Genomic DNA, 23,357 nt, shown 5'->3' on the forward strand with positions numbered 1-23,357 from the left:
CGCCCGGCCGGAGGCCCGCTCCCCGCCACGCGCGGCGGTGACGTGGGTAATCCCCGTGACGCTCCGGCGTCCCATCGTCGCCCGACCGCCGGGACGTGACGCCAGGGTGACGGCCCACCTGGTGTCATGACGCTCTCAGGCAGAGGAACGGGCGATGAGAATCCTCGATCAGACACGCAACCGTCCCTTCGAGACGGTGGTCATCGTGGTGGCGCCGGTGTGTGGCGCGCTGATGATCGCGCTGGACGTCCGGCCTCCCTCGGTGGAGCAGGCGATGCCGGACCTGGTCCGGACGGGCTGGCAGTTCGGCCTGGTGGCCGCGGGTCTCACCGGGCTGCTGGGCATCCTCTGGCCGGGGCGGAGCGTCACCCGGCTCGGAATCGAGCTGGCCGCCGTCCTGGTCCTCGCCACGGTGACCGGCATGTACGTGCTTGCCCTCTCCGCCACGGCGGGGCGACAGGCGATCCCCGCCACGTCGTTCATCGCCGCGGTCGCCGTCGGCTCGGTCTGGCGTTCCGTGGAGATCGTGCTCGTGCTGCGTCGGCTGTCGGAGAACGGCCGGGAGGTGGAGCACGAGTCACCGTTCGGGCGTACACCGTGAGAACGCCGACCGAGGGGCCGGCCGCGAGTGTTCCGAGCGCTCCCCAGTGGGTTCAGGTGCTGCTCTCCGTGCTCGGCGTCGCGGGTGGCCTCGGCGGTGTGGGCGCCATCGTCGCGGTCCTCTTCCAGCGGGGCAAGTTCAAGGCGGACGCGGCGGACACGCTCACCGACGCCGCCCTGACGCTGGTGCAGCCGCTGCGGGCGCGTCTGGTGGAACTGGAGCGGGAGATGGTGGAGTCCCGGGCCGAGCTGGCGTCGGCGCAGCGGACGATCGCCCAGCTCAGCGCCCGGGTGTGTGAACTCCAGGCCCTGGTCGAGCGGTGGCGGGAAGCGATCAACGACCCCGAGGCGACCCTGCGCAAGGTCCGCACCATCGTCAGCCGCAGCTACCGGCCACCGCCGTAGCCGAACCCCACCCGCAGGTCAGCGGGAACGGAGTTCGACCAGGGTGATCTGGGGCTCCGCGCCGACGCGTACCGGCGGGCCCCAGAAGCCCGCGCCGTTGGTCACGTAGACCTTGGTGCCGTCCACCTCGCCGAGGCCCGAGACGACCGGCTGTTCGAGTCGGACGGCCACGTTGAACGGGACGATCTGCCCGCCGTGCGTGTGCCCGCTCAGTTGCAGGTCGACGTCGAACTTCGAGGCCTCCAGCGCGGCCACCGGCTGGTGGGCCAGGAGCACCACCGGCCGGGAGGTGTCCCGGTCGGCGAGCGCCGCCGCGTAGTCCGGCCCGGCGGCCAGACCGGTGCCGCCCTCGCCGGACGGGTCGTTGACCCCGGCCAGGTCCAGCACGCCACCCCGGGCGGCGATCTCCAACCGCTCGTTCTGGAGCACCCGCAGGCCGAGCCGGTCCACCTCCTGCACCCACTCCTCGACCCCGGAGTAGTACTCGTGGTTGCCGGTGACGAAGAAGCTGCCGAAGCGGGAGCGCAGGTCACGCAGGGGAGCGGCGGCCTCCCCCAGTTCGGCGACACTGCCGTCGACCAGGTCACCGACGACCGCGACCAGGTCGGCGTCGAGTCGGTTGATGGCGGCCACGATCCGCTCGGTGTGCGCCCGCCCGCGCAGCGGGCCGAGGTGGATGTCGGAGACGGTGGCGATGCGCAGCCCGTCCATGCTGCGGGGCAGCTTCGCCAGCGGGATCTGCACCCGGTCGAGCTGGGGCGGACCGAGCGCGGTGCGGATGCCGTACCCGGTCACGCCGGTCGCGGTGAGCCCGGCGAAGATCGCCGCGCCACGGGCCAGCAGCAGCCGGCGGGAGGGGTCGTGGTCGGGTTGCCGTACCGCGTCGGCGGCCGGCGGGTCGGCGGTGCCGGCGGCCCCCACCAGGGCCGGTTCCGGGGCGGCGGCGGTCGGTTCGGCGGCGGCGACCCGGCGGCGCAGCACCAGCCGGGCCACCAGCATCGGCACCTCCAGCGCGACCAGGACGACCAGCAGGTAGAACATCACCGCCAGCCAGAGGTACCCGGGCCAGGCCAGCCAGTAGAGGCCCGCCTGGGTGCCGACCATGGTCACCGGTACGAGCACCGCCAGCACCAGCACGGTGACCGTGCCGATCCGCCGCCAACGACCGGGGCTGGTGGTGTCCCGGACCAGTCGCTTCCAGAGGTAGAGGTGGATCAGACCGGTGACCAGGGCCAGGGTGCCCACGAAGCCCAGGACCGCCAACACGCGTTGCCTCCCTCAGCCCCCGGCGAACGGGGGCAGGACGTCGATCGTGGCCCCGGCGGGGAGCGGGGTCCGACGATCATGACAGGTCACGCCATCGACCAGGAAACTCGCGGCCCGGAGCACCCGGGCGAGCCGGTCGCCGTGCCGCCCGACCAGGTCGTCGAGGACCTCGTCGAGCGTACGCCCGGCAGCCGCGTTCTCCTCGGCGCGTCCGGCGGCGGCCCGGGCCCCGGCGAAGTAGCGGATGGTGACCTGTGTCTCAGGCATCCCCTGCGGGGTCCGGGTGTCCGGTCGCACGTCAGCCTCCGATCGCCGACATCGGCCGGGCGGGTTGCAGGAAGGTCGGGTCGTCGATGCCGTGTCCGGCGGCCTTGTCCCACATCGCCCGCTGCCAGCGGCGGGCCAGTTCGGCGTCGTCCGCCCCGGCGCGCAGCGCCCCGCGCAGGTCCGACTCCGAGGTGGCGAAGAGGCAGGACCGGACCTGCCCGTCGGCGGTGAGCCGGGTGCGGTCGCAGTCACCGCAGAACGGCCGGGTGACGCTGGCGATCACCCCGACCCGGGCCGGGCCGCCGTCGACCAGCCAGCTCTCGGCCGGGGCCGCCCCACGTACGACCGGGTCGGGCCTCAGGTCGAACGCCCCGGTCAGGGCGGTGAGGATCTCGTCGGCGGTGACCATGGCGGACCGGTCCCAGCCATGCTGGGCGTCCAACGGCATCTGCTCGATGAACCGCAGCTCGTAGCCGTGGTCCAGGGCGAAGCGGAGCAGGGCGGGCGCCTCGTCGTCGTTGACCCCGCGCATCAGCACCGCGTTGACCTTGACCGGACGGAGCCCGGCCGCCGCCGCTCCGGCCAGGCCGGCGAGCACGTCCGCGAGACGGGGGCGCCGGGTCAACCGGACGAACCGGTCGGCGTCCAGCGTGTCCAGGGAGACGTTCACCCGGTCCAGCCCGGCGGCGGCCAGCGCGGGCGCGACCCGCTCCAGTCCGATCCCGTTCGTGGTCAGCGTGATCCGGGGGCGGGGACGCAACATCGCCACGGCGGCCACGATCCGGGTGAGCCCGGGGCGGATCAGCGGCTCTCCGCCGGTGAACCGCACCTCGGTCACCCCGAGCCGGCGCACCGCCACCCCGACCAGCCGGACGACCTCGTCGTCGGCGAGCAGGTCGGGCCCGGCCAGCCAGGGCAGTCCCTCCGCCGGCATGCAGTACGTGCAACGCAGGTTGCACTTGTCGGTCAACGACACGCGCAGGCTGCGGGCGGTCCGGCCGTACCGGTCGACGAGGCCGCCCGCGTTCGGCTGGTCCGCGCTCATTGCTCGACGGTAGCGCGGTCGGGGGTTCCGTCGATCACCTCTCGGGCACACCGGCCGACCGCCTCCCGCCAGGTCGCGCCGAACGCCGCGGTGTGCACCAGCAGCAGGTGGAGCTGGTGCAGGGGCACGCGCTCGCGCCATCCGTCGGCCAACGGCCACGCCTCCCGGTAGGCGGCCAGGATCCGGTCCAGGTGGGGTGCGCCGCCGAAGAGCGCCAGCTGGGCCAGGTCGGTCTCGCGGTGACCACCGTGCGCGGCCGGGTCCACCAGCCAGGCCCGCCCGTCCAGGCCCCAGACCACGTTGCCCGGCCACAGGTCACCGTGGATCCGGGCCGGCGGCTCGTCGCCGCCGTACTCCCCGACGGTGTCGATCACCCGCTCGACCAGCGCGGTCTCGGTGGCGGTGAGCGCGCCGACGTCGACCGAGCGCCGGAGGTACGGCAGGAGCCGGCGCTGCGCGAACCAGGTCGACCACGGCCCCGGATCGGGGGTGTTGTCCTGGTCGAGCGCGCCGACGAAGCCGGGCCAGTCGGCTCCGAACACCGGCGCGCCGCTGCGGTGCAACGCGGCCAGCTCCCGCCCGAACCGCTCGGCGGCGGCGGGGGTCGGTTCGCCCGGCTCGATCCAGTCGACGGCCAGCAGCTCCGGCAGCGCCACCAGCACCTCGGGTACGGCCACCGCGTCCGCGTCGCGCAGCCAGCGCAGTCCGGCCGCCTCGGTCGTGAAGAACCCCACCGGGACCGGCTGTGCGGCTCCCTCCGGCCAGGTCTTGGCGAAGACCGAGTGGCCGTCGTCCAGGGTGAGCCGGGAGGCGGCGCAGATGCTGCCACCGGAGACCGGCGTCTCCCGGATCCGCTGATGGGTCAGGAAGGTCGGCAGGTGCGCCGGGTGCGCCCGCAGGTAGGCCAGGTCCATGTGCGCAAGGTAGCCGGTCGGCGGCGGCATGGTGCCCGTCGGGACGCTGTCGAGCTGCCCCGGCGGTGCGCCCACCGGTCGGCACGGCGCCCCAGCCGTCTCGCCTGCCGCCGCGCACGCGATCCTGCACTGACTGCACGTTCGCGCTGACCTGGGCCGGGGCGCCCCCGACCTGTGGACGGAACGCGTGTCGTCCACAGGGCCTCCCCGCCGGTCCGTCCCCGGCGCAGGCTGCGGGCATGAACTCCACCGACCGCCCCCGGCTCGCCGTCCGCTCCCCCGCCGACCTGATCGCCGCCGTGCCGTACCTTCTCGGCTTCCACCCGGCCGACAGCGTGGTGCTGGTCGCGCTCCGGGAGAAGCAGATCATCTTCGCCGCGCGCGCCGACCTGGCACCACCCGGCACCGACGCCGGTCCCGTCGCCCGCTACCTCGCCGCCGTGATCGGTCGGCAGGGCGCCGACGCGGCCACCGCCATCGGGTACGGTCCGGCCGCCCGGGTCACCGCGACGCTCGACGCGGTCCGCCGGGAGCTGGACGGGATCGGCCTCGCCGTGTTGGACGCCCTGCGGGTGGAGGACGGGCGCTACTGGTCGTACCTCTGCGTCGACCCGGGGTGTTGCCCCCCGGAGGGCACCCGGTACGACCCCCGGGCCAGCCAGGTCACCGCCGCCGCCGTCTTCGCCGGCCAAGTCGCCCTTCCCGACCGGGCGGCGTTGACCGCTCAGGTGGCCCCGGTGGAGGGACCGGCCCGGGAGGCGCTGCGGGAGGCCACCGTGCAGGCCCGGGAGCGTCTCGGCGACCTGATCGGTGCGGTGCCCCCCGAAGAACTGGTCTCCGGCCGGGCGATGATCGGGGCGGCCCGGCAGGCGCACCGCGCGGCGGTGGAACGAACCCGACGCGGGGAACGGTCGACCGACGACGACGTCGCCTGGCTCGGATTACTGCTGACCTTCGTGCCGGCACGGGACGAGGTGTGGGAACGCACCGACGGCGCGGACGAGCACCTCACGCTCTGGGCGGACGTGTTCCGCCGGAGCGAGCCGGAGTTGACCGCCGCCCCGGGCTGCCTGCTGGCCTTCGCCGCGTTCCGGGCCGGGCAGGGCGCGTTGGCGGCGGTCGCCCTGGAACGGGTGCTCGCCCGCAACCCCGACTACTCGATGGCGTTGCTCCTCGACGACCTGCTCCGCCAGGGCGTGCCACCGTCCCGGCTGACCGACTGGCCGGTGCTCAACGACAAGCGCACCAGCCGTCGCCGCCGTCGGCGGGGCCGCCGCTGAGCACGACGCCTACTCGGGCACCGCGCGACGCTGGCCGGTGCACGCCAGAAGAGGCGTCCCGGCCGGCACGACCCAACGCCATCCGGATCGGCGGCGGTGACGCTGTGCAACGCGCGATCCGCGGCATGGGCGAGCGTTGGATCTGCCGCGACTGTCAGGGTTCCGGGTCGGGGCGGAGGTCGGCCTTGGTGGCGCCGGTGGCTGGGTCGTAGGGGTAGGACAGGTGCTGATGGATCAGCAGCCAGGTGCCGTTTCTGCGCTGGAAGATCCGGGTGCCCCGGGACCAGCTCTCGGCAGTGTGAGCGTCGGTCGGATTCAGCCGCATGTGATTGAGGCCCCACGCGACGGCGAGATCGCCGTCGACCAGTATCTTCAGGTCGGGAACGGTCCAGGTGACAGTGCCGTCGCCGGACACGTCGAGGCCGGCCTTGCAGACCTCGCGCATGGCCTGGACACCGGTGTACTGCAGCGGCTGCTCGTGCTCGTAGGAGATGACGTCGTCGGCGACGGGAGCCATCAGGCCGTCGAGGTCTTTCGCGGCCGTGCTGTCGAACCAGCGTTGGTGTAGCCGGCGCAGGTCCTGCGTGACGGTGTCCCGCTCCTGGCCGCGATCGGGGGCATCCGCCGTGGTGGTGCCGTCGGTGAGCGGAAAGGAGTGGTGCTCATGGGCGACAACCCACCTGCCGTCCTGCTTGCGCAGGCCGAACGTCAGCCGCAGCCGGTTGTCAGGATTGTCGGCGAAGTCGTGCTCGGTGCCACAGCGCAGCAGGGCGTACGCGAAGGCGACGTCGTCGCCAGCGGTGACGTCCAACGACTCGATCTCGAACGAGGCACCCTGGGCCTGCCACCGGAAGAACGGCGGCCAGGTCTGACCGTATGCGTCGAGGCCACGCACGCCCTGATGCGGTGGCGGCACGTCGAACATGACGATGTCCTCGGCGTGGTCGGCAAGGACCGCGGTGAGGTCTCCGGCGTGGACCGCCTGGGTCCAGCGTTCGATCAGGGTACGGATCTGTTCCTCATCGGTGGACATGCTCGGCTCCGTTCGTGCGGGTTGGTGCGTCCGTCAGGACTACAACCCGCGCCGGTCGGCAAAATCATCGCGCGTCAGACGAATCATTTCCTGTCAGCTGGGCCGGCAGGCCGAAGGTCGGAAAGTCAGCGTCGAGGAACGAGACCACCTCGACGATCCGCTGGCCGCGCAGCGCCACCAGGTCCAAGCCAGCCGGGGCGTATACGCCCCGCTCGTCGTTCCACAGATAGGTTCCGAACGCGAGCTGCCCGTTCGCCCACGCCGGCAGGAAGCGCCACCGATGCCGCAGCGCGGCGTCGACCAGGAACCCGCGGATCCCGTCGTAGCCTTCGTACCAAACCCTCAGCGGCGGCATCGAGTAGCGTGCGTCCTCGGTCAACATCGCCACAATGGCGTCGACGTCACCGGCCTCCCACGCGCTCATGTACCGCTTGGCCAGCTCCCGCTGCGCAGCGTCGCCCAGCGCGTCGAGCGTCTGGTGCTGGCTGGTGTCCGGAAGCAGACCGGCAAGCACCTTGCGGGCCCGTTGCAACGCGCTGTTGACCGCAGGGACCGTGGTGTCCAACAGGTCGGCTGCCTCGCTGCTGGCGTAACCAAGGACATCGCGCAACAGCAGGACAGCGCGTTGCCGAGCGGACAGGTGCTGCAAGGCGGCGACGAACGCCAACTCCACGCTCTCCCGCGCGAGGACGCGGGCTTCCGGACCCAGCCGCGTCGTCCAACCCATCAGCCGATCCGGGTACGGCTCCAGCCACACCGCCTCCGCCAGCGGAACACCGTCCGGGCTCAGATCGGTGGGCAACTCGCGCCGCCCCCGACGCTCGATAATCGTCAGCGACCGGTTCGTCGCGATCTTGTACAGCCACGGCCGGATCGAACCGTGATCCTCGAACCGGTCCAGGCTGCGCCACGCCCGATCCAAGGCCTCCTGGACCGCGTCCTCCGCGTCATGAACCGACCCGAGCATCCGGTAGCAGTGCGCGCGCAGCTCGTCCCGCAACGGCCCGACCAGACGGCCGAATGCGTCACCATCACCCGCCCGCGCCGCCACCAACAACTGCGCCACGTCGGACTCGCCAACCCGATCCAATCCACTCCCAGGATCGCCGCCATGACCCACAACCGTCACGCTACAACGACACCACCGACGCGGCCCGGCCACGCCTACCTCGTCGCGGCCACCGTGATCAGACGCACGCACATCGGCATGTCCGGACGTCGTCGCACCTCTACACGCCTCGTACATGGCAAGCCCGGACGTCATCCGCACACACAGCGACGACCGGTGGCCCGTCGAAGGTTCCCCTTGCGGATGACCTGAAACTGGTTGCGAAGCACCAGGCTGATCACGAGATTCAGGGGGGAGCCAGATCCGCATGGGTGGGCACCGGCGTCACCGCTTGGGTGAGCCGACCCGATCACCGACCATGACGCTGCGTTTCCTGGCCTCGAACTCCTCCGCGCTCAGGGCTCCCGAGGCCCGCTGGCCGGCCAGCTCTCGGATCAGGACGACGCGGTCGGTCGCCGGCGGCTGCGAGCCCTCCGGCTCGGAGCCGGCCAGGTCGGCTTTGAGCGCGTCGAACTCCTCGCGCGTGAGCGCTCCGGTGCTCCGCAAATCGTTCAGGGCCTTCAGCCACACCCAGGGGGCGCGTACGGCACCCGTCGGACCGCCTCGACGCCGCGGGTTCCCGGTCCGGGCACCGCCCTTCGTCCGTGGTGACCCGCTGCCGCCTGCACCCCGCTGCCGTACGAGTTGCACGAGCCCGACGACCCCGACGACCAGGCCCATCGGAATGGAGACCGCGGCCACGATGGACGCCCCGAGCCGCGCGTCCGGTGGCATCGACGGCTGGGTGAGTACCTTGACCAGCAGGGCGGCACCGCCTCCGGCGAACCCGGCCGTCCACAACACCTGCCCGGCGCCCGGCTGGAAAAAGGCCTGCTTGCTCGCGACGATGCCCAACATCCACATGATCGCACCGGTCAGCGACAGCCAGAACAAGGCCGTCGAGCCCTCGGGGCAGGGACGTGCGGTCACATACGGACCCCCCGACGCGCAACTGCCGATGTCGAGCACGTGATTCAGCCCGATGCCCAGCAGCACGATGCCGATCAAGCCGATCACCAGGCTTGCGATGTCACGTGCGGCAGTCTTCATCCACGCTCCAGATGCGGTCGAGGCCGCGATGATCGCAAGCCTCGCCAAGGGTGGCATCACGGTGATCGGGATCGTGTCCGGAAGCCGACCGCCCGGCGTCCGACATCAGCGGCCACCGACACGCCGTACGTATCCGACCGCACCGGACAGCCGAGAACCGTGCGTGGTCGGTTGTCGAGTTCGGCGGCCACGGCGCTGAGCGCTCACGCCAGCAGCCGCTCACGCACCGCCACGAGTGCCTCTGCCCCGACACCCGCCGCCAGCAGGTACGCCCGGAGGCCGCCGTGGTGCTGGTCGAGGTGGGCGAGGGTGTGCCGCATCGGCTGCGGCGAACAGGCGTCGGTGAGCGCGTAGTCCGCGGCGACGTCCTCGGCGGTCACCCCGGCAACGGCCAGCAGGAGCGCCACCAGGACGCCGGTGCGGTCCCGTCCGGCGGTGCAGTGCACGAGGACACCGCCCGGCGGCGCCTCGGCCACGGCCCGGAAGGCTGTCCCGATCCGGTGGCGGTTGTGGTCGAGCATCGGGGCGTAGGTGTCCGTCGGCCGTGGAAAGACCCCCGAGGTCACGGGCGTTCCGACAGCCGGACCAGTCAAGCATCCTTCGATCCTCTGTACGCCGATCACGCGTCAGCGGCTGATCCGGTGGTCGCCGGTGTAGACGTTCATGGTGTCGCCACGGAGGAAGCCGACCAGGGTCATCCCCGCCTCGGCGGCCAGGTCGGCGGCGAGGGTGCTCGGCGCGGAGACCGCCGCCAGGAGCGGCACCCCGGCCATCCACGCCTTCTGGGTCAGTTCGAAGCTGGCCCGTCCGGAGACCAGGAGCAGGTGCCCGGCCAGCGGCAGCCGCCGTTCCCGGACGGCCCAGCCGACCACCTTGTCCACCGCGTTGTGCCGACCGACGTCCTCCCGCAGCACGACCAGCTCCCCGGTCGGGGTGAACAGGCCGGCCGCGTGCAGTCCGCCGGTGCGGTCGAAGCCACGCTGGGCGGAACGCAGCGTGTCCGGGAGCGCGGCGAGCACGCTGGCCGGCACGGTCGTCGGATCGTCGGCGACCCGGTACGCCGAACGGGTACGCACCGAGTCGATGCTCGCCTTGCCGCACACCCCGCAGGAACTGGTGGTGTAGAAGTTGCGGGCCGGGTCGGTGGCCGGCTCGGGTACGCCGGCGGCCAGCACCACGTCGACCACGTTGTACGTGTTCGGCGTCTCCGTCCCGGCGCAGAGCTGGGCGGTGTGCACGTCGTCGGTCGACCGGATCAGCCCCTCGGTGAGCAGGAAGCCCAGCGCCAGGTCGAGATCGTCGCCGGGCGTCCGCATGGTGACCGCGAGGGGACGCCGACGGGCCGGACCGGCCGGGCCGACCCGGATCTCCAGCGGCTCCTCGGCGGCCAGGTTGTCCGGCCGGCGGACCACCCGTCCGTCCGGTCCGAGGTCGATGCGGAGCACGTTGCGTCGGTCAGTCGCCCGTCCCATCCGCCCATCCTGCCCTGCCCGGCGACCGCGACGTGCACCCGGCGAGGGCTACCGTGGGTGGATGTCCGGCTATGCGGCGGTGGTGTTGACCGGCGGCGCGGCGCGTCGGCTGGGTGGGGTCGACAAGCCCGGCCTCCCGATCGGGGGACGCCCGATGCGGGACCGGGTCCTGGCAGCGGTCGCCGACGCGACGCCCCGGATCGTGGTCGGCCCGGACACCACCCCCGTGCCCGCCGACGTCCGGCTGACCCGGGAGGAACCCGCCGGTGGCGGGCCGGTCGCGGCCGTCGCCGCCGGACTGGCCCTGCTGCCACCGGGGACGACCACGGTCGCGCTGCTCGCCGGTGACCTGCCGTTGCTCACCGCCCCGGCCGTGGGCGAGCTGCGCCGGGCGCTCGCCGCCGACCCCAACGCCGACGGGGTCTGCCACGTCGACCCGGAGGGCCGGCGGCAGTCGCTCTGCGGTCTCTGGCGGGTGGCTCCCCTGCGGGCTGCCGTCGACCGGCTCACCGCCGACCGGGGCGGGCTCACCGGGGCGTCGGTCCGGGCGCTCCTGGCCGGGCTGACCGTGGCCGAGCTGCGCTGGTCCGGGGAGGGCCCGCCGCCCTGGTTCGACTGCGACACTGACGACGACGTACGTCGGGCGGAGGAGTGGACGCGATGACGCGGATGGACGACTGGGTGGCGGCGGCCTGTGCCGAACTGGACCTCGACCCGACCGGGGTGCCGGTGCCGGAGGTGCTCGACCTCGCCCGGGACGTCGCCCACAACGTGCTGCGTCCGGGCGCGCCGGTCACCGCGTACCTGCTGGGGCTGGCGGTCGGTCGGGGCGCGGACCCGGCGGCGACCGCGGCGCGGCTCGGCGGGCTGGCCCGGTCCTGGCCGGTGGAGTTGGGCGGTGCGGGCACCGCGGGTTGATTCGCCCGCCCGGTGCCCTGGGTAGGGTGGCCCTGACGGACGGAGGCGATCATGACGGCAGACCACCCCTCGACGCCGGCCGATGGCGCGGCCGGCGCCATGCCGGATCACCATGAGTCAATCCTTCTCGACGAGCCGACCACGGCCGACCTGCGCGCCAAGGTGACCGAGGCGTGGCGGGAGTTCGCCCGGGCACTCGCCGCGCGGCTCGGCGACCTGCCGGTGGGCGCGCACCTGGCGGTCACCCTCGACCCCACCGCGTCCGGCACCGGCGACGCCGTCTACTCGATCAGCGTGGACGTCGACGACGAGGGGCGGCTCGTCGCCCGCGCGGTCGGCAACGCCACCCTGCCGGAGGGGTACCGGCTGAACCGTGCGGCGGTGGCCGACATGATCGCGCTCGGCTGGTCGCCGCCGGGGGTGGTGGAGGGGTCCGGGGAGTACTTCGGCCTGATCGGCGCCGCCGACGGGGCGACCCGTCTGGCGGCGGTCGTCTCCCGCACCCTCCGGGACGTCTACGGGGCACCACACCCGGCGTTCCTGGTCTACCTGGTGCACGACGTCGAGGGAGAGCCGCTCCCGACGGGTCCGCTCGGCACCGCGCGCAGCGAGTTCGGCCCGGACCGCGACGTCGAGGCGGATCTCGACGAGGCACTCGCCGCCGCGGCCACCCAGACCGGGACGAACGACGTCATGGCGCTGGCCGAGCAGGTCCGGACGGTCGTCTCCAGCATGCTCAAGTCGGACTCGGACAAGCTTCAGGTCGACTCGGACGGTGACATCAACATCCGGGCCGGCTCGGCGATGGTCTTCGTCCGGGTCCGCGACAATCCGCCCCTGGTCGACGTCTTCTCCCCGGTGCTCACCGAGGTGGAGCCGACCGAGCGGCTGTACGTCAAGCTCTCCGAACTGACCAACCGGATGCCGATCGGGCGGCTCTACTGCGCCGAGGACACGGTGTGGGCCTCCATTCCGGTCTTCGGCCGGAACTTCCAGGCCACCCACCTCATGCTGGCCGTGCAGGTGATGACGGGGCTGGCGGACGAACTGGACGACCGGCTGCACGGCGAGTTCGGCGGCAAGCGGTTCTTCGGGGAGGGCGACAAGCCCAGCCGGCGCGAGGAGGAGTCGGGCGAGCACCGGACCGGCATGTACCTCTGACGCGGCGCCCCGACCACCTGCCGGTCGTGGCACCGCTGACGGGGAGGCGGGTGGGGCCCGGCAAACCCCGAGAGCCGGGCCCCACCCGTTGAGGGGAGGAAGGTTCAGGTCGCCGGGATCCAGCTCCGTCCGGCGAGGTTGGTCGGGTCGGTGGCCTGGAGCCCGACGTCGGAGAGGGTCCAGAGGGTGTCGCCGACGATCAGGGAGCGGATGACGCCGGCCCGGTGATCGTCGCCGGGGTGCGCGACGCGGCCGACCTCGGTGAGCCGTGACCCGTCGGTCCGCAGCACCAACGCCTCCTGCCCGACGGGCCGGTGCCCGGACACCGGCAGCACCACCAGTCCGCTCGCCGGCCAGTACAGCAGGGCGTGCGGGTCGTGCTCGGCCGGCGAGTACGTTCCCGGCCGGTGGTAGTGGGCGATCCGCGTCGGCTTCGCCGGATCGGCCACGTCGAAGAGGGAGACCAGCAGCCCCTGGCGGACGCCCCGCTCGTTGGCCTCCTGCCCGACTCCGAGCAGCCGACCCTCGCCCACCGGTTGCAGGTGCCCCGAGTAGCCGGTGATCTTCAGCTCGCCGGTCACCTTCGGCGCGGTCGGGTCGCGCAGGTCGAGCGTGTACAGCGGGTCGGTCTCCCGGAAGGTGACCACGTACCCGGTGTCGCCGAGGTAGCGCACCGAATAGATCCGTTCACCCCGGCCGAGTCCGTCGACCATGCCGACCCGGCGCAGTTCGTCCCCGTCGGTACGCAGCACGTACACCGCCGAACTGGACTCGCCGGCGCGGGACCGGCCCTCCGGTTCGGTGGTGGTGGCGACCCGCAGGTGTCCCTTCCACTCGGAGAGCGCGTACTGGTTGAGCAGGTGACCGGGGACGGATCCGGAGGCGGTGTAGCGGGGTTGGCCGGGCGAGGCCAGGTCGAACCGGTGGACGACCGTCTCGGCGGGCGGGCGGGGCCCGCCCATCCGGAGGGTCGCCGACCGCGTGCCCAGGGTGTCGGCGACGTAGAGGTTGGCACCGGTGCCGTAGACGGTGTCGCCCTCCGCCACGACGCTCGTCGGTTCGCCGTCGCCCAGTTTTCCGGTGCCGAGGTCGAAGCTGAGCAGGCTCAGCAGTCCGCTGCCGGTGTGCCCGGTCGGCCGGGACAGCCGGTTGCAGGGGAGCTGCCCGGTCCGCCGCTCACCGCCGTCGGTCCACTCGTAGCGGGGCAGCCAGTCCTCCACCGGAGCCCGGTCGATCGCCGCTTGGTTCGCCGTGGTCCGCTCCGCGTCGGTGGCGTCCTCGGCGGGCCGGGGGAAGGAGATCCGTGGGCGGGACCGGACCACCACCCGGGCGGTGTCGCCGATCTTGCGGGCGTCGACCAGTTCCCCGTCGATGCGGTACGAGCCGAGCACCCGGGGGGTACCGGACAGGTCGATCAGGAGGGCCCGGGTGTCCGTCGGAAGTCCGACGCTCGGCCGGACGATGCCGGCTGGTGGGTCGTACGCGGCTGCGGCCAGGACGATCGCCCGGTCCCCGTGCAGCAGCAGCTTGCTCAACCACCAGTGACCGGCCCCGGCGGCCCGGCTGAGTTCGAGCTGGCCGGTCCGGACCCGGCGGGCGGGGTCGACGACGAGCAGTTTGCTCCCGACGATCGAGACGATCCGGGTGCCGTCGGTCTTGATCACGTCGGGTTCGTCGGCGGCGGCCTCGTGGTTGTTGGTGGCCGAGTGCTGCGGTGGCGCGTCGGCCGGGGCGGCACCCGAACGTGCGCCGCCCCCCTCGGCGCCGACGAGGTCCGGCGCTTCCTGGGGCCTCGGCAAACCCCACGGACCGACCGCCTTCCGGGCGGCGGCGCGCAGGTCGGTCAGGGCGTCCGCGCAGGAGTCGAAGGCGACCAGCCGAAGGGTGACGGTGGAACGCTCGGTGCGGTCCGGCTTCGGAGTGCCGGCCGTGCAACCGGCCACCAGGGCGAGTCCGGTGAGAGCGACGATTCCCCGCTTCATGCCGATCCGACGCAGCACGGGTCGAACTGGTTCCCCACCTTGTCCGGATTGGTGGGGCGGCGCGGCGCTCAGCGGGTGGAGGGACCGACCCCGGGTGACTCGACCAGCCGGGACAGCACGATGGCGCTGCGGGTCGAGGTGACGAAGGGCTCCGCGCGGAGCTTCTCCAGCGCCTGTTCGAGGTGGCTCATGTCGGCGGCCCGCAGGTGCACCAGGGCGTCCGCCTCGCCGGAGACGGTGTAGGCGCCGACCACCTCCGGGTGGCGGCGGGCGACCGCGCCGATCTGGGCGGGGGTGGTCCGGCCGGCGCAGAACAGCTCGACGAACGCCTCGGTGGTCCAGCCGACAGCGGCCGGGTCGACGACGGCGGTGAATCCCCGGATCACCCCGGTGGCGCGCAACCGGTCGACCCGCCGCTTGACCGCCGGGGCGGACAGCGAGACGCGCGTGCCGATCTCCGCGTACGAGGCACGGGCGTCCGCGACGAGCAGCGCAATGATTCGCTGGTCCACGGCGTCTATCTGCAACGTTCCGCCCCTCGGAAGCAATGGTTGTGGCTGTTGACGACGGTCTACCGTACCTAACCTTGGTCATCGTGAACCAGCAGCGAGTGCCGCGAAAGCGGACATATCTCATGTGCTCGCCCGGGCACTTCGCGGTCGAGTACGCGATCAACCCGTGGATGGACGTCACCGCGCCGGTCGACGCCGCCCTGGCCGTCAAGCAGTGGGACCGGCTGCGGGAGACCCTGGTCAAACTCGGGCACACCGTGCACCTGCTGGAGCCGCAGGCGGGTCTGCCGGACATGGTCTACGCCGCCAACGGCGCGTTCGTGGTCGACGGCATCGTCTACGGCGCGCGCTTCAAGCACGAACAACGCGCCGCCGAGGCCGCCGCGCACCGCGCCTTCTACGAGGAACAGGGCTGGCGGTTCATCGCCCCGAACGAGACCAACGAGGGCGAGGGCGACTTCGCGTACGTGCCGGAGGCGCACGGCGGTCTGGTCCTCGCCGGGTACGGCTTCCGCACCGACCCGGCCGCCCACGCCGAGGCGCAGGAGGCGCTCGGCCGTCCGGTGATCTCGCTGCACCTGGTCGACCCGCGCTTCTACCACCTGGACGTGGCGCTTGCCGCGATCGACGACACCAACATCGTCTACTTTCCCGGCGCGTTCTCCCACGCCAGCCAGCGGGTGCTGGCCCAGCTTTTCCCGGACGCGGTGGTCGCGGACGACACCGACGCCCTCGCCTTCGGGCTCAACCTGGTCAGCGACGGGGCGAACGTGATGCTCAACAGCGAGGCCACCCGACTGGCCGAGAAGCTGAAGGCCGCCGGGTACACCCCGGTGCCGATCGAGTTGACCGAGCTGAAGAAGGGCGGCGGCAGCGTGAAGTGCTGCATCGCCGAGTTGCGGCACTGAGCAGTCGGCTGGTGGCCCGCCGGGTGCCGCCCCGAGCTCGACCGTCACGGGGTCGGCGACCGGACCACGGTCGCCGACCCCGTACCGGTCCCTCAGCCCAGCGTCGCCAGTTCGCTGACCAGCATGTTCGCCAACACCTGGCCGTCGAGCTGCACCCGGCGCAGATACCACCGCTGCTGGGGCGTTCGGGGCTGGTTGAACTGCCAGGACCCGCGTGGGCTGTCGATCTGACCGACCTTGCCGAGGGCCAGGTTGACCTGCTGCGAGTTGGCGTCCGGGCCGGCGAGCCGGATCGCCTTGTCCAGCACCTGCGCCGCGTCGTACGACGCCATCGCGTACGTGGTCGGCGAGGCGTTGTGCTTCTTCCGGTACGCCGCCGCGAACCGCCGGTTCGCCGCGTTGTTCAGGTCGGCGGAGTAGTTCAGCGAGGTCATGATGTTCGCCGCCTCGGCCGGCTTGATCTCGCTGAGCACCGAGCCCTCGGTGAGGAAACCGGGGGCGTAGACCGGTCCCCGGTACCCGGCGCCGCGTAGCTGGCGGATGAACTGCACCGCCGCCGAGCCGGCGTAGAAGCAGAAGATCGCGTCCGGGTCGCGGGCCAACGCCTTGCCGATGTCGGCGGCGAAGAAGCCGCCGTCCGGGTCGGTGGAGAAGCGGGTCCAGATCGGCTCACCGACCAGTCGTGGGTCGGACGCCCCGAACTCCTGGGTGAACCCCTTGACCACGTCGAGGCTGCCGACGTTCTCCGGGGCGACGATCACCACCCGGCTCCTCGCCGGCATCTGCTGCTTGAGGTAGCGGCCCAGCGCCCGGCCCGGCTCGTCGAGCACGTACGACGTCCGCCAGATGTAGACGACGCTCTGCAGGGTGGCGGGGGAGGCGTCCGAGCCGACCAGCGGCACCCTGGCCTGCTCGACGGCGTCCCGGATGCCGACCATCACCGAGGAGTTGACCACCCCGGTCAGGGCGAGCGCCCCCTGCTGGAGCAGGTTGTCGACGGCCGCCTTGCCGGTGGTGGCGTTCTCCCCCTCGTCGGCGGTGAGCAGGGTGACCGGCCGGTTGCCGAGGTGCTGGTCGTTGAGGTCGAGGAAGAGCTGGAAACCGTTCAGGAGCTCGTCGCCGATCGGCTTGTAACCACCGGTCCGGGGCGCGATCAGCCCGATCTTGATGGGGCTGCCGGCAGCCGCCGTGTCGTCGTCCGTGCCGGTGCCGCACGCGGCGGTCAGCCCCGTCGTCCCGACCGTCGCGGCCAACAGTTGGAGCACCCGCCTGCGGTTCATCTGCTACACCGAGTTCCTTCCGGGAGGTGGTGCCTGGTCAGTCGCGGTCCCCTCGGCGTTCTACTCCCTCTCCCACGCTCCGTCAATGGTCATTGATCTTGTTGTAATGATCGCAGCGCACGCGTCACCTGTGGCCATGCCGGCGAGGTCGGATCGATAACACCGAAATGCTCGCAGTCGGGCAGTTCGACGAGCGCCGCACATGCCCCGGCTGCGCTGGCCTTCGACACGAATGTCCGACTCAGCGCGATCGGCACCTGCTCGTCGCGGGCACCGTGTACGACCACGGTCGGCGTCCGCAGCGGAACCGTGGTCGACGGGTCGGCGAGCGCGTACCGGTCGGGCACCTCCGTCGGGCCGCCGCCGAGCAGCGCGGCCACCGCCCCGCCGTCCAGATCCCGCCGGTACGCCTCGACCAGGTCCGCCACCGGGGCCAGCGCCAGCACCCCGGCGACCGTCGCCGGAGCGACGGCGGCCACGTGCAGCGCGAGCTGTCCACCGGCGGAGTGCCCCACCAGCAGCGGCGGCCCGGGGGCCACCCGGTCGGGGAGCGCGGCCACTGCCAGGCCGGGCAGCGCGGCCACCGCGTCCCGTACGTCGGTCAACGTGCCCGGCCAGCCGCCCCCCGGCTGCCCGGTGCGTCGGTACTCCACCTGGGCCACCGGATACCCGAGCCCGGCCAGGCCGACCGCCAGCGGACCGGTGTGCGTACGGTCGTACTCCGCCCGCCAGAAGCCGCCGTGCACCACCACGACCAACTGCCGGGGCCCTCCGGCGCCCACCGGCCGGCGCAGGTCGGCCACCTGGTCCGGCAGGTCGCCGTAGGCGACCGTGACGTCCGGGCCGGGGACGGGGCGGGTGAGTACCGCACGGGGGTCGGCAGACATGCCGCGACGCTAGCTCCCCCGGCCGGGGAGGGACAGGTGCGGGAGCCGGCCGGGAAAGCGGATGCCGGCCGGACCGGCCGTCGGTACCGTGCCCGCCATGTCCCCCCTGGAGGTAAGGCCGTTCGAGGCTGCCGACCTGGCCGACTGCGGCGCGCTGCTGGCCGCCCGGCACCGTCGTCACCGCGCCGCCCAGCCGTTGCTGTCCCCCCGGTTCGAGGAGGTCGACGCCGCGGTCGCGGAGCTGACCGCCGTCTTCGGGACGGCGGAGGCGTCCGGCGCGGTCGCGCTCCGCGCCGGTGTGCCGGTCGGGTTCCTGCTCGGCGCCCCGAAGCCGTCCCCGGTGTGGGGCCCGAACGTCTGGGTCGAGGCGGCCGGGCAGGCGGTGACGGAAGCCGAGGTGATGCGGGACCTATACGCGGTCGCCGCCACCCGCTGGGTGGACGAGGGCCGCTCGGCGCACTACGTCCTCGTGCCGGCACACGACACCGAGCTGACCCGCGCCTGGTTCCGCCTGGGCTTCGGCCAGCAGCACGCACACGCCGTCCGGCCGGTGTCCGGACCGGTGACGCCCCCGACCCCCCGGCTGTCGGTCCGCCGGGCCACCCGGGCGGACATCCCGCAGCTCGCCCGACTCGACGTCGAGTTGCCGCTGCACCAGGGCCGCGCCCCGACGTTCTCCGCCGGCCGGGTCGGCACGGTCGAGGAGAGCCTCGCCGAGTGGGCGGACGACATCGACGACCCCGTCTACGCGACGTTCGTGGCCGAACGTGACGGCGAGGTGATCGGCTCCGCGGTGGGATGCGCGCTGGAGCGGTCGAGCAGCCATTCCGGCCCGGCCCGCCCGGAGAACGCCGGGTTCCTCGCGTTCGCCGCGGTCTTCCCGCAGGCCCGTGGTCTCGGCGCCGGCCGGGCCCTCGGGACGGCGGTGGTCGACTGGGCCGCCGACAGCGGATTCGACAGCGTGGTCACCGACTGGCGGGTGACCAACCTGCTCTCCTCGCGTGCCTGGCCGGCGCTCGGCTTCACCGAGACGTTCCTCCGGCTGCACCGTCTCGTCGGCTACTGAGCCGGCCGCCCAGCCTGCTTGCCGACCAGGAGGCCGCCCGGCGAGCGGCGGCACCCCGGCCTGGGTAAAGATGGGTGCCATGACCGAAGGACGTTCCGCTGCACAGAAGGACGAGCCGGGCCGGGACGGCACCGGGCACTCCGGCACCGTGGTGGTGGTCGGCCCGGACGGCCGACCGGTGGGCACGGTGCAGACCGACGAGGCACACCAGGAGGACCCGGCCCGTCTGGTCGAGCAACCGGCCAAGGTGATGCGGATCGGGAGCATGATCAAGCAGCTCCTGGAGGAGGTCAAGGCCGCCCCGCTCGACGACGCCAGCCGGCACCGGATGCGGGAGATCCACGAGCGGTCGATCGTCGAGCTGAAGGAGGGCCTCGCCCCGGAACTCCGCGACGAGCTGGAGCGGATCTCGCTGCCCTTCACCGAGGAGAAGGCCCCGAGCGAGGGCGAGCTGCGGATCGCCCACGCCCAGCTGGTCGGCTGGCTGGAGGGTCTCTTCCACGGCATCCAGGCGGCGCTGGTCGCCCAGCAGATGGCCGCCCGGGTGCAGCTGGAGCAGATGCGGTCCGGCGGTCGGCAGGCGCTGCCCAGCGGGCCGGGGGCCGTCATCCCCGGCATGCCGGGGATGCCCCAGCCGCCGTCCGGCGAGGGGCACAGCACCGGCCAGTACCTCTGACCGAGGGCTCAGACCGGACCGAAGACCCGGTCCAGGTACGCTGCCACGCCGTCCTCGCTGTTCGCCGCGGTCACCTCGTCGGCGATCGCCAGGACGGCGTGGTGCGCATTGCCCACCGCCACCGCCCGTCCGGCCCAGGTCAGCATCGGTACGTCGTTCGGCATGTCGCCGAAGGCCAGCACGTCCCGGGCGGACAGCCCCTGCCGGGCGCAGTACCAGGCCAGCCCGGCGGCCTTGGTCACCCCGGAGGCGGAGATCTCCACCAGCCCGGAGCGGGACGAGTGGGTGGCCTCGGCCAGCCCGGCGAGTGCCTCCGCCACCACCGACGTGAACCGGTCCGGGTCCTGGACCCCGGCCCGGGCCAGCAGCTTGACCGCCGGGGCGGCGAGCAGTTCCTCCGGTGTCTCGATCGCCCGGATCACCGTCGGGTCGGCGTCCCAGGTCAGCGGGAAGTGCGCCTCGTGCCGCATCTGGCGGCTGTCCACCACCTCCACCGCGAGGCTCACCCCCGGCACCGCCGCCCGCAGCCGCCGGGCCACCTCGGCCAGCAGTTCCGGGGCGAGCGGGTCGGCGCGCAGCACCTCGTCGGCGGCCGGGTCGTAGACCACCGCCCCGTTCGCGCAGATCGCCGGCAGCGGCGCGTGGAGCTGGTCGTACACCACCTGCAACCAGCGGATCGGACGGCCGGTGACCAGCACGACCGGCGTGCCCCGCGTGCTGATCCGCTCCAGCACCCGCGCGGTGTAGGGACTCAGCGCCCGGTCCGGGCCGAGCAGGGTGCCGTCGATGTCGGTGGCGACGAGCCGGGGGACGGGACGGACGGGGGTAAGTGGAGGGGTCGGATCCATCAGCCGGAGAGTAGCCGGTCCAGGTACACCGCCACCCCGTCGTCGTCGTTCCGCAGGGTCACCTCGTCGGCGGCGGCCCGCACCATCGGGTGGGCGTTGGCGACCGCCACCCGGGCCCAGCCGGCCCACTCGAACATCGGCAGGTCGTTGGGCATGTCACCGAAGACCAGCACGTCCGCCGGATCCACGCCGAGCGCCTCGGCGACCACGGTGAGACCGGTCGACTTGTCCACCCCGGCCGGGCAGATCTCCACGAAGCCGAGCCCGGCCTGGGTGAGCGTGGCCACGTCGGCCGGCACGATGGCCCGCGCCGCCTCCAGCAAGTCGTCCACGTGGTGGTCCTGGGTCCGCGCGAACGCCTTGATCACGTCGTGGGTGAGGCACTCCGAGCGGGTACGCGCCTCGAACAGGTCCTGGTAGGGCCAACTCGGGTGGTAGTCGCCCCAGAGCGGGGCGCCCGGGTCGTCCAGGGCCTCGACCATCACGGTCAGCGGGCCGACCGCCGCCTCCAGGTCGGCGACGATGCCGGCCAGCGCCGTCGCGGAGAGCCGCTCGTCGCGGAGCACCACCGGCCCCGCCGGGTCGCTCTGGTCCACCACCCGTCCGCCGCCGGCCATCACCAGGTAGTCGGCGGCCCGGATGTCGTTGCGGGTCAGTTCCGTCAGTCGTGGCCCCCGACCGGTCGCGCCGACGACCGGGATGCCGGCGGCCCGGATCCGGTCGAGCACGCCGTGGGTGAACGCGGAGACCGTCTCGTCGCTGCGGACGAGCGTTCCGTCGAGGTCGGTGGCGATCATCTTCGGCAGTCCCGGGCGGGTCATCGCTCCTCCTTCGCCCGCCGCCGCCGCGCCAGCCGAACTGGTCGTCGGAGCCTCGCCGTGCGTGACGGCGGGCAGCAACCGTACCTCGCCCGACCGTTCGTAACCATGGCTTCACGGCGAATCGACCACCAACCCCCGGTGTCGGTCCGGCTGCCGGCCGGCCCTGGCCGGTGGCCGGCGCTCCGTGCCGCGTAGCGGGTCGCCGAGGCCGCCGTGCGCCGGGCGGTGGAGCACGCTGCGGAGCCGGAAGCGAACAGCCGACGACCCGGTGCCGGCGGTCAGCGGTCGGTGGGTGGCTCGGGACGGGCGAACGGGGCGGAGGGCTCCACCGTCAGCCCCTCCGGCGCGGGCGGCTCGTCCTCCACCGCCCGGCTCCGCCGCCTCGGCCACCACGACCGTTCGGCGGGCTCCGACACCGTCGAGTCGCCCGGCCCGGACGTCGAGGGGTACGGAGAGTCGGCCGCGTCCTCCGGTGCCGCCGTCCCGGGCCCGGGGGACCCGTCCCCCGGATCCGACCGGCGGTCGGCCGACCCGCTCAGCCGTAGCGCCGCCCCGAGCAGGGCCACGCCCACGAAGGCCATCACCAGACCCCGCCCGTACTCGACCTGGAAGCCGCTGTCGGCACTGTAGAAGAGGGACCGCCGGGTGGAGTCGTCGAGCGAGACGGCCGCCGCGGCGAGGAGCGCGAGCAGCGCCACCGCGAGGCCCGAGCCGAGCACCCGGGCGTTGCGCCGGGCGTCCCGCGTGCCGCCGAGTGCGAGTGCCGCCGCGCCGGTCAGGCCGAGCAGCCCGACGAGATAGCCGATCCCGAAGCCGCCCACCTCGGAGACCCCGCCGGGGACGCGGAGGCTGCCGCTGCCCTGCGGCCCGTTCTCCGGCACCGTCATCACCAACCACTCGCCCATCAGCGAGGCGAGCGCGGCGGCACCACCCAGCCCGACCAGGACGACCGGGAACCGGGGGTCCCGGCCGAGCCCGGCCACCGTACGGGTGAGGCCCTCCGGCGCGGGAGCGGACGGTCCCCACTCCAGGACGGCCGCTTCGTCGGACCGGTTGCCCTGGCGGGGAATGGGGAGATCCTGGGACATCGGCCACCCTTCCGCGGTCGCGGGTCCGAGCTGCAACGTTCGCGGGTCTGTGCCGAATCATGACACAGCCGACTGGGAACGGCCCGATCGCGCCGCCCGTGACGGCCGCGCTGACCTGGGTGTGGATGGTTGCAGGGGCCCCCTCCTACCGCATTTTGACGAGGAGGGGACCCCTGCAACCACCCCCGGCCGCGAGACCCGGCGGCGCGATCGGGTCGCGGCCGACACAACCGGTCGCCGGGTGACGGCTGGTCGGATAGCGTCGTGCCATGCCTATCCGTAACGCATCCGCCCGCTGGCAGGGCAACCTGACCGAGGGTTCCGGCACGCTCCGCACCGGTCAGGGAGGGTACGAGGGGAACTACTCGTTCAAGTCGCGCTTCGAGGAGGGCGAGGGGACCAACCCGGAGGAACTGGTCGGCGCGGCGCACGCCGCCTGCTTCTCGATGGCCCTCTCGAAGGCGCTCGCCGACGCGGGCACGCCGGGCACCTCCGTGGAGACCACCGCCAAGGTGCACCTGGACAAGACCGACGCCGGCATGACGGTGACCCGGATCGAGCTGGACACCACCGGGCAGGTCCCCGGCATCGACGAGGCGAAGTTCGTCGAGCTGGCCGAGGCCGCCAAGCGCAACTGCCCGATCTCCCGGCTGCTCTCCCCGGGCGCCGAGATCAGCCTGACCGCCCGCCTGGCGTCCTGAACCCACCGCCGCCGGGCATGAGCGTCGCCCCGGTGCCCGGCGGCGGGCACCGGGGCGACACCGACCCCA

General features: G+C 73.0%; 26 protein-coding genes. 10 read left to right on the plus strand and 16 right to left on the minus strand.

The features are described from left to right. Positions 1-154 precede the first annotated feature (154 nt). Together QSK20_RS27550 and QSK20_RS27555 are read left to right on the plus strand one after the other, a co-directional pair. Positions 155-601 carry a hypothetical protein gene (locus QSK20_RS27550; RefSeq protein WP_285791525.1) on the plus strand — a complete coding sequence of 149 codons (447 nt, stop codon included), beginning with the start codon at positions 155-157 and terminating at the stop codon, positions 599-601. Next, positions 598-1,005, plus strand: coding sequence for a hypothetical protein (locus QSK20_RS27555; protein WP_285791526.1), 408 nt, complete (start codon positions 598-600; stop codon positions 1,003-1,005). The genes QSK20_RS27550 and QSK20_RS27555 overlap by 4 nt, the downstream gene beginning before the upstream one ends. An 18-nt stretch (positions 1,006-1,023) precedes the next feature. Here the strand turns inward: QSK20_RS27555 and QSK20_RS27560 are convergent, their stop codons facing one another. The 4 genes from QSK20_RS27560 to QSK20_RS27575 are packed head-to-tail and all read right to left on the minus strand — an operon-like array spanning position 1,024 to position 4,497. Next, positions 1,024-2,271, minus strand: a complete 1,248-nt coding sequence (locus QSK20_RS27560) for a metallophosphoesterase (RefSeq protein WP_285791527.1) — start codon at positions 2,269-2,271, stop codon at positions 1,024-1,026. 12 nt (positions 2,272-2,283) lie between these two features. After that, positions 2,284-2,538: a MoaD/ThiS family protein gene (locus QSK20_RS27565; protein WP_285791528.1), complete on the minus strand. Its 255-nt coding sequence runs from the start codon at positions 2,536-2,538 to the stop codon at positions 2,284-2,286. 31 nt (positions 2,539-2,569) lie between these two features. Beyond that, a complete protein-coding gene (gene moaA, locus QSK20_RS27570) occupies positions 2,570-3,583 on the minus strand; it encodes a GTP 3',8-cyclase MoaA (protein WP_285791529.1) in 1,014 nt (337 codons plus the stop codon). Beyond that, the gene (locus QSK20_RS27575) at positions 3,580-4,497 is read right to left on the minus strand and encodes a fructosamine kinase family protein (RefSeq protein ID WP_285791583.1); all 918 of its coding nucleotides are present in this window, start codon (positions 4,495-4,497) and stop codon (positions 3,580-3,582) included. The genes moaA and QSK20_RS27575 overlap by 4 nt, the downstream gene beginning before the upstream one ends. 239 nt (positions 4,498-4,736) lie before the next feature. Here QSK20_RS27575 and QSK20_RS27580 point away from each other — a divergent pair, with 239 nt between their 5' ends. Beyond that, the gene (locus QSK20_RS27580; protein WP_285791530.1) at positions 4,737-5,777 is read left to right on the plus strand and encodes a DUF4192 domain-containing protein; all 1,041 of its coding nucleotides are present in this window, start codon (positions 4,737-4,739) and stop codon (positions 5,775-5,777) included. Positions 5,778-5,931: 154 nt separating this feature from the next. On the opposite strand, the gene QSK20_RS27585 is transcribed toward QSK20_RS27580, so the two are convergent. The 5 genes from QSK20_RS27585 to fdhD all read right to left on the minus strand — a co-directional run bounded on the left by QSK20_RS27585 (position 5,932) and on the right by fdhD (position 10,440). Beyond that, positions 5,932-6,810: a YybH family protein gene (locus QSK20_RS27585; protein WP_285791531.1), complete on the minus strand. Its 879-nt coding sequence runs from the start codon at positions 6,808-6,810 to the stop codon at positions 5,932-5,934. A 64-nt stretch (positions 6,811-6,874) separates the two neighbouring features. Then, positions 6,875-7,861, minus strand: a complete 987-nt coding sequence (locus tag QSK20_RS27590; RefSeq protein WP_352232323.1) for a sigma-70 family RNA polymerase sigma factor — start codon at positions 7,859-7,861, stop codon at positions 6,875-6,877. A gap of 342 nt (positions 7,862-8,203) precedes the next feature. Then, positions 8,204-8,968, minus strand: coding sequence for an SHOCT domain-containing protein (locus tag QSK20_RS27595; RefSeq protein WP_285791533.1), 765 nt, complete (start codon positions 8,966-8,968; stop codon positions 8,204-8,206). 203 nt (positions 8,969-9,171) lie between these two features. Next, complete coding sequence (locus tag QSK20_RS27600) at positions 9,172-9,591, minus strand: tyrosine-protein phosphatase (protein WP_352232321.1); 420 nt, start codon at positions 9,589-9,591, stop codon at positions 9,172-9,174. A gap of 3 nt (positions 9,592-9,594) precedes the next feature. Then, a complete protein-coding gene (gene fdhD, locus QSK20_RS27605; protein ID WP_285791535.1) occupies positions 9,595-10,440 on the minus strand; it encodes a formate dehydrogenase accessory sulfurtransferase FdhD in 846 nt (281 codons plus the stop codon). A 61-nt stretch (positions 10,441-10,501) separates the two neighbouring features. Between fdhD and mobA the strand changes: the two genes are divergently transcribed. Genes mobA through QSK20_RS27620 form a run of 3 tightly spaced genes read left to right on the plus strand, consistent with a single transcriptional unit; the run spans position 10,502 to position 12,519 of the window. Next, complete coding sequence (gene mobA / locus QSK20_RS27610) at positions 10,502-11,104, plus strand: molybdenum cofactor guanylyltransferase (protein ID WP_285791536.1); 603 nt, start codon at positions 10,502-10,504, stop codon at positions 11,102-11,104. Then, positions 11,101-11,358, plus strand: a complete 258-nt coding sequence (locus QSK20_RS27615) for a DUF6457 domain-containing protein (RefSeq protein WP_285791537.1) — start codon at positions 11,101-11,103, stop codon at positions 11,356-11,358. Before mobA ends, QSK20_RS27615 begins: the two co-directional genes overlap by 4 nt. A gap of 51 nt (positions 11,359-11,409) precedes the next feature. After that, positions 11,410-12,519 (plus strand): T3SS (YopN, CesT) and YbjN peptide-binding chaperone 1, encoded by a 1,110-nt coding sequence (locus QSK20_RS27620; protein WP_285791538.1) that lies wholly within the window; start codon positions 11,410-11,412, stop codon positions 12,517-12,519. Positions 12,520-12,623: 104 nt separating this feature from the next. Here the strand turns inward: QSK20_RS27620 and QSK20_RS27625 are convergent, their stop codons facing one another. Together QSK20_RS27625 and QSK20_RS27630 are read right to left on the minus strand one after the other, a co-directional pair. Then, entirely contained in the window at positions 12,624-14,501 is a 1,878-nt protein-coding gene (locus QSK20_RS27625; RefSeq protein ID WP_285791539.1) for a beta-propeller domain-containing protein, read from the minus strand. 68 nt (positions 14,502-14,569) lie between these two features. After that, on the minus strand, positions 14,570-15,028 hold the full coding sequence (locus QSK20_RS27630; RefSeq protein WP_285791540.1) for an Lrp/AsnC family transcriptional regulator: 459 nt from the start codon (positions 15,026-15,028) through the stop codon (positions 14,570-14,572). Positions 15,029-15,087: 59 nt separating this feature from the next. Here QSK20_RS27630 and ddaH point away from each other — a divergent pair, with 59 nt between their 5' ends. Beyond that, the gene (ddaH, locus tag QSK20_RS27635) at positions 15,088-15,921 is read left to right on the plus strand and encodes a dimethylargininase (protein WP_416906256.1); all 834 of its coding nucleotides are present in this window, start codon (positions 15,088-15,090) and stop codon (positions 15,919-15,921) included. Positions 15,922-16,013: 92 nt separating this feature from the next. Here the strand turns inward: ddaH and QSK20_RS27640 are convergent, their stop codons facing one another. Next, positions 16,014-17,201: an ABC transporter substrate-binding protein gene (locus QSK20_RS27640; RefSeq protein WP_285791541.1), complete on the minus strand. Its 1,188-nt coding sequence runs from the start codon at positions 17,199-17,201 to the stop codon at positions 16,014-16,016. A gap of 89 nt (positions 17,202-17,290) precedes the next feature. After that, positions 17,291-18,088 carry an alpha/beta hydrolase family protein gene (locus tag QSK20_RS27645; RefSeq protein ID WP_285791542.1) on the minus strand — a complete coding sequence of 266 codons (798 nt, stop codon included), beginning with the start codon at positions 18,086-18,088 and terminating at the stop codon, positions 17,291-17,293. A 97-nt stretch (positions 18,089-18,185) separates the two neighbouring features. Between QSK20_RS27645 and QSK20_RS27650 the strand changes: the two genes are divergently transcribed. Both QSK20_RS27650 and QSK20_RS27655 read left to right on the plus strand, forming a co-directional pair. Continuing rightward, the gene (locus QSK20_RS27650; protein WP_285791543.1) at positions 18,186-19,154 is read left to right on the plus strand and encodes a GNAT family N-acetyltransferase; all 969 of its coding nucleotides are present in this window, start codon (positions 18,186-18,188) and stop codon (positions 19,152-19,154) included. 70 nt (positions 19,155-19,224) lie between these two features. Continuing rightward, positions 19,225-19,830, plus strand: a complete 606-nt coding sequence (locus QSK20_RS27655; RefSeq protein WP_285791544.1) for a bacterial proteasome activator family protein — start codon at positions 19,225-19,227, stop codon at positions 19,828-19,830. An 8-nt stretch (positions 19,831-19,838) separates the two neighbouring features. Here QSK20_RS27655 and QSK20_RS27660 read toward each other — a convergent pair whose 3' ends face one another. The 3 genes from QSK20_RS27660 to QSK20_RS27670 form a co-directional block, all read right to left on the minus strand. Continuing rightward, positions 19,839-20,678 (minus strand): HAD family hydrolase, encoded by an 840-nt coding sequence (locus QSK20_RS27660; protein ID WP_285791545.1) that lies wholly within the window; start codon positions 20,676-20,678, stop codon positions 19,839-19,841. Continuing rightward, positions 20,678-21,499: an HAD family hydrolase gene (locus QSK20_RS27665; protein WP_285791546.1), complete on the minus strand. Its 822-nt coding sequence runs from the start codon at positions 21,497-21,499 to the stop codon at positions 20,678-20,680. The genes QSK20_RS27660 and QSK20_RS27665 overlap by 1 nt, the downstream gene beginning before the upstream one ends. A 278-nt stretch (positions 21,500-21,777) precedes the next feature. Continuing rightward, the gene (locus QSK20_RS27670) at positions 21,778-22,587 is read right to left on the minus strand and encodes a hypothetical protein (RefSeq protein ID WP_285791547.1); all 810 of its coding nucleotides are present in this window, start codon (positions 22,585-22,587) and stop codon (positions 21,778-21,780) included. Positions 22,588-22,856: 269 nt separating this feature from the next. Between QSK20_RS27670 and QSK20_RS27675 the strand changes: the two genes are divergently transcribed. Then, entirely contained in the window at positions 22,857-23,288 is a 432-nt protein-coding gene (locus QSK20_RS27675; RefSeq protein ID WP_088981430.1) for an OsmC family protein, read from the plus strand. Positions 23,289-23,357: the final 69 nt, after the last annotated feature.

The sequence above is a fragment of the Micromonospora sp. NBRC 101691 genome (genome assembly GCF_030269285.1).
GTDB lineage: Bacteria > Actinomycetota > Actinomycetes > Mycobacteriales > Micromonosporaceae > Micromonospora > Micromonospora echinospora.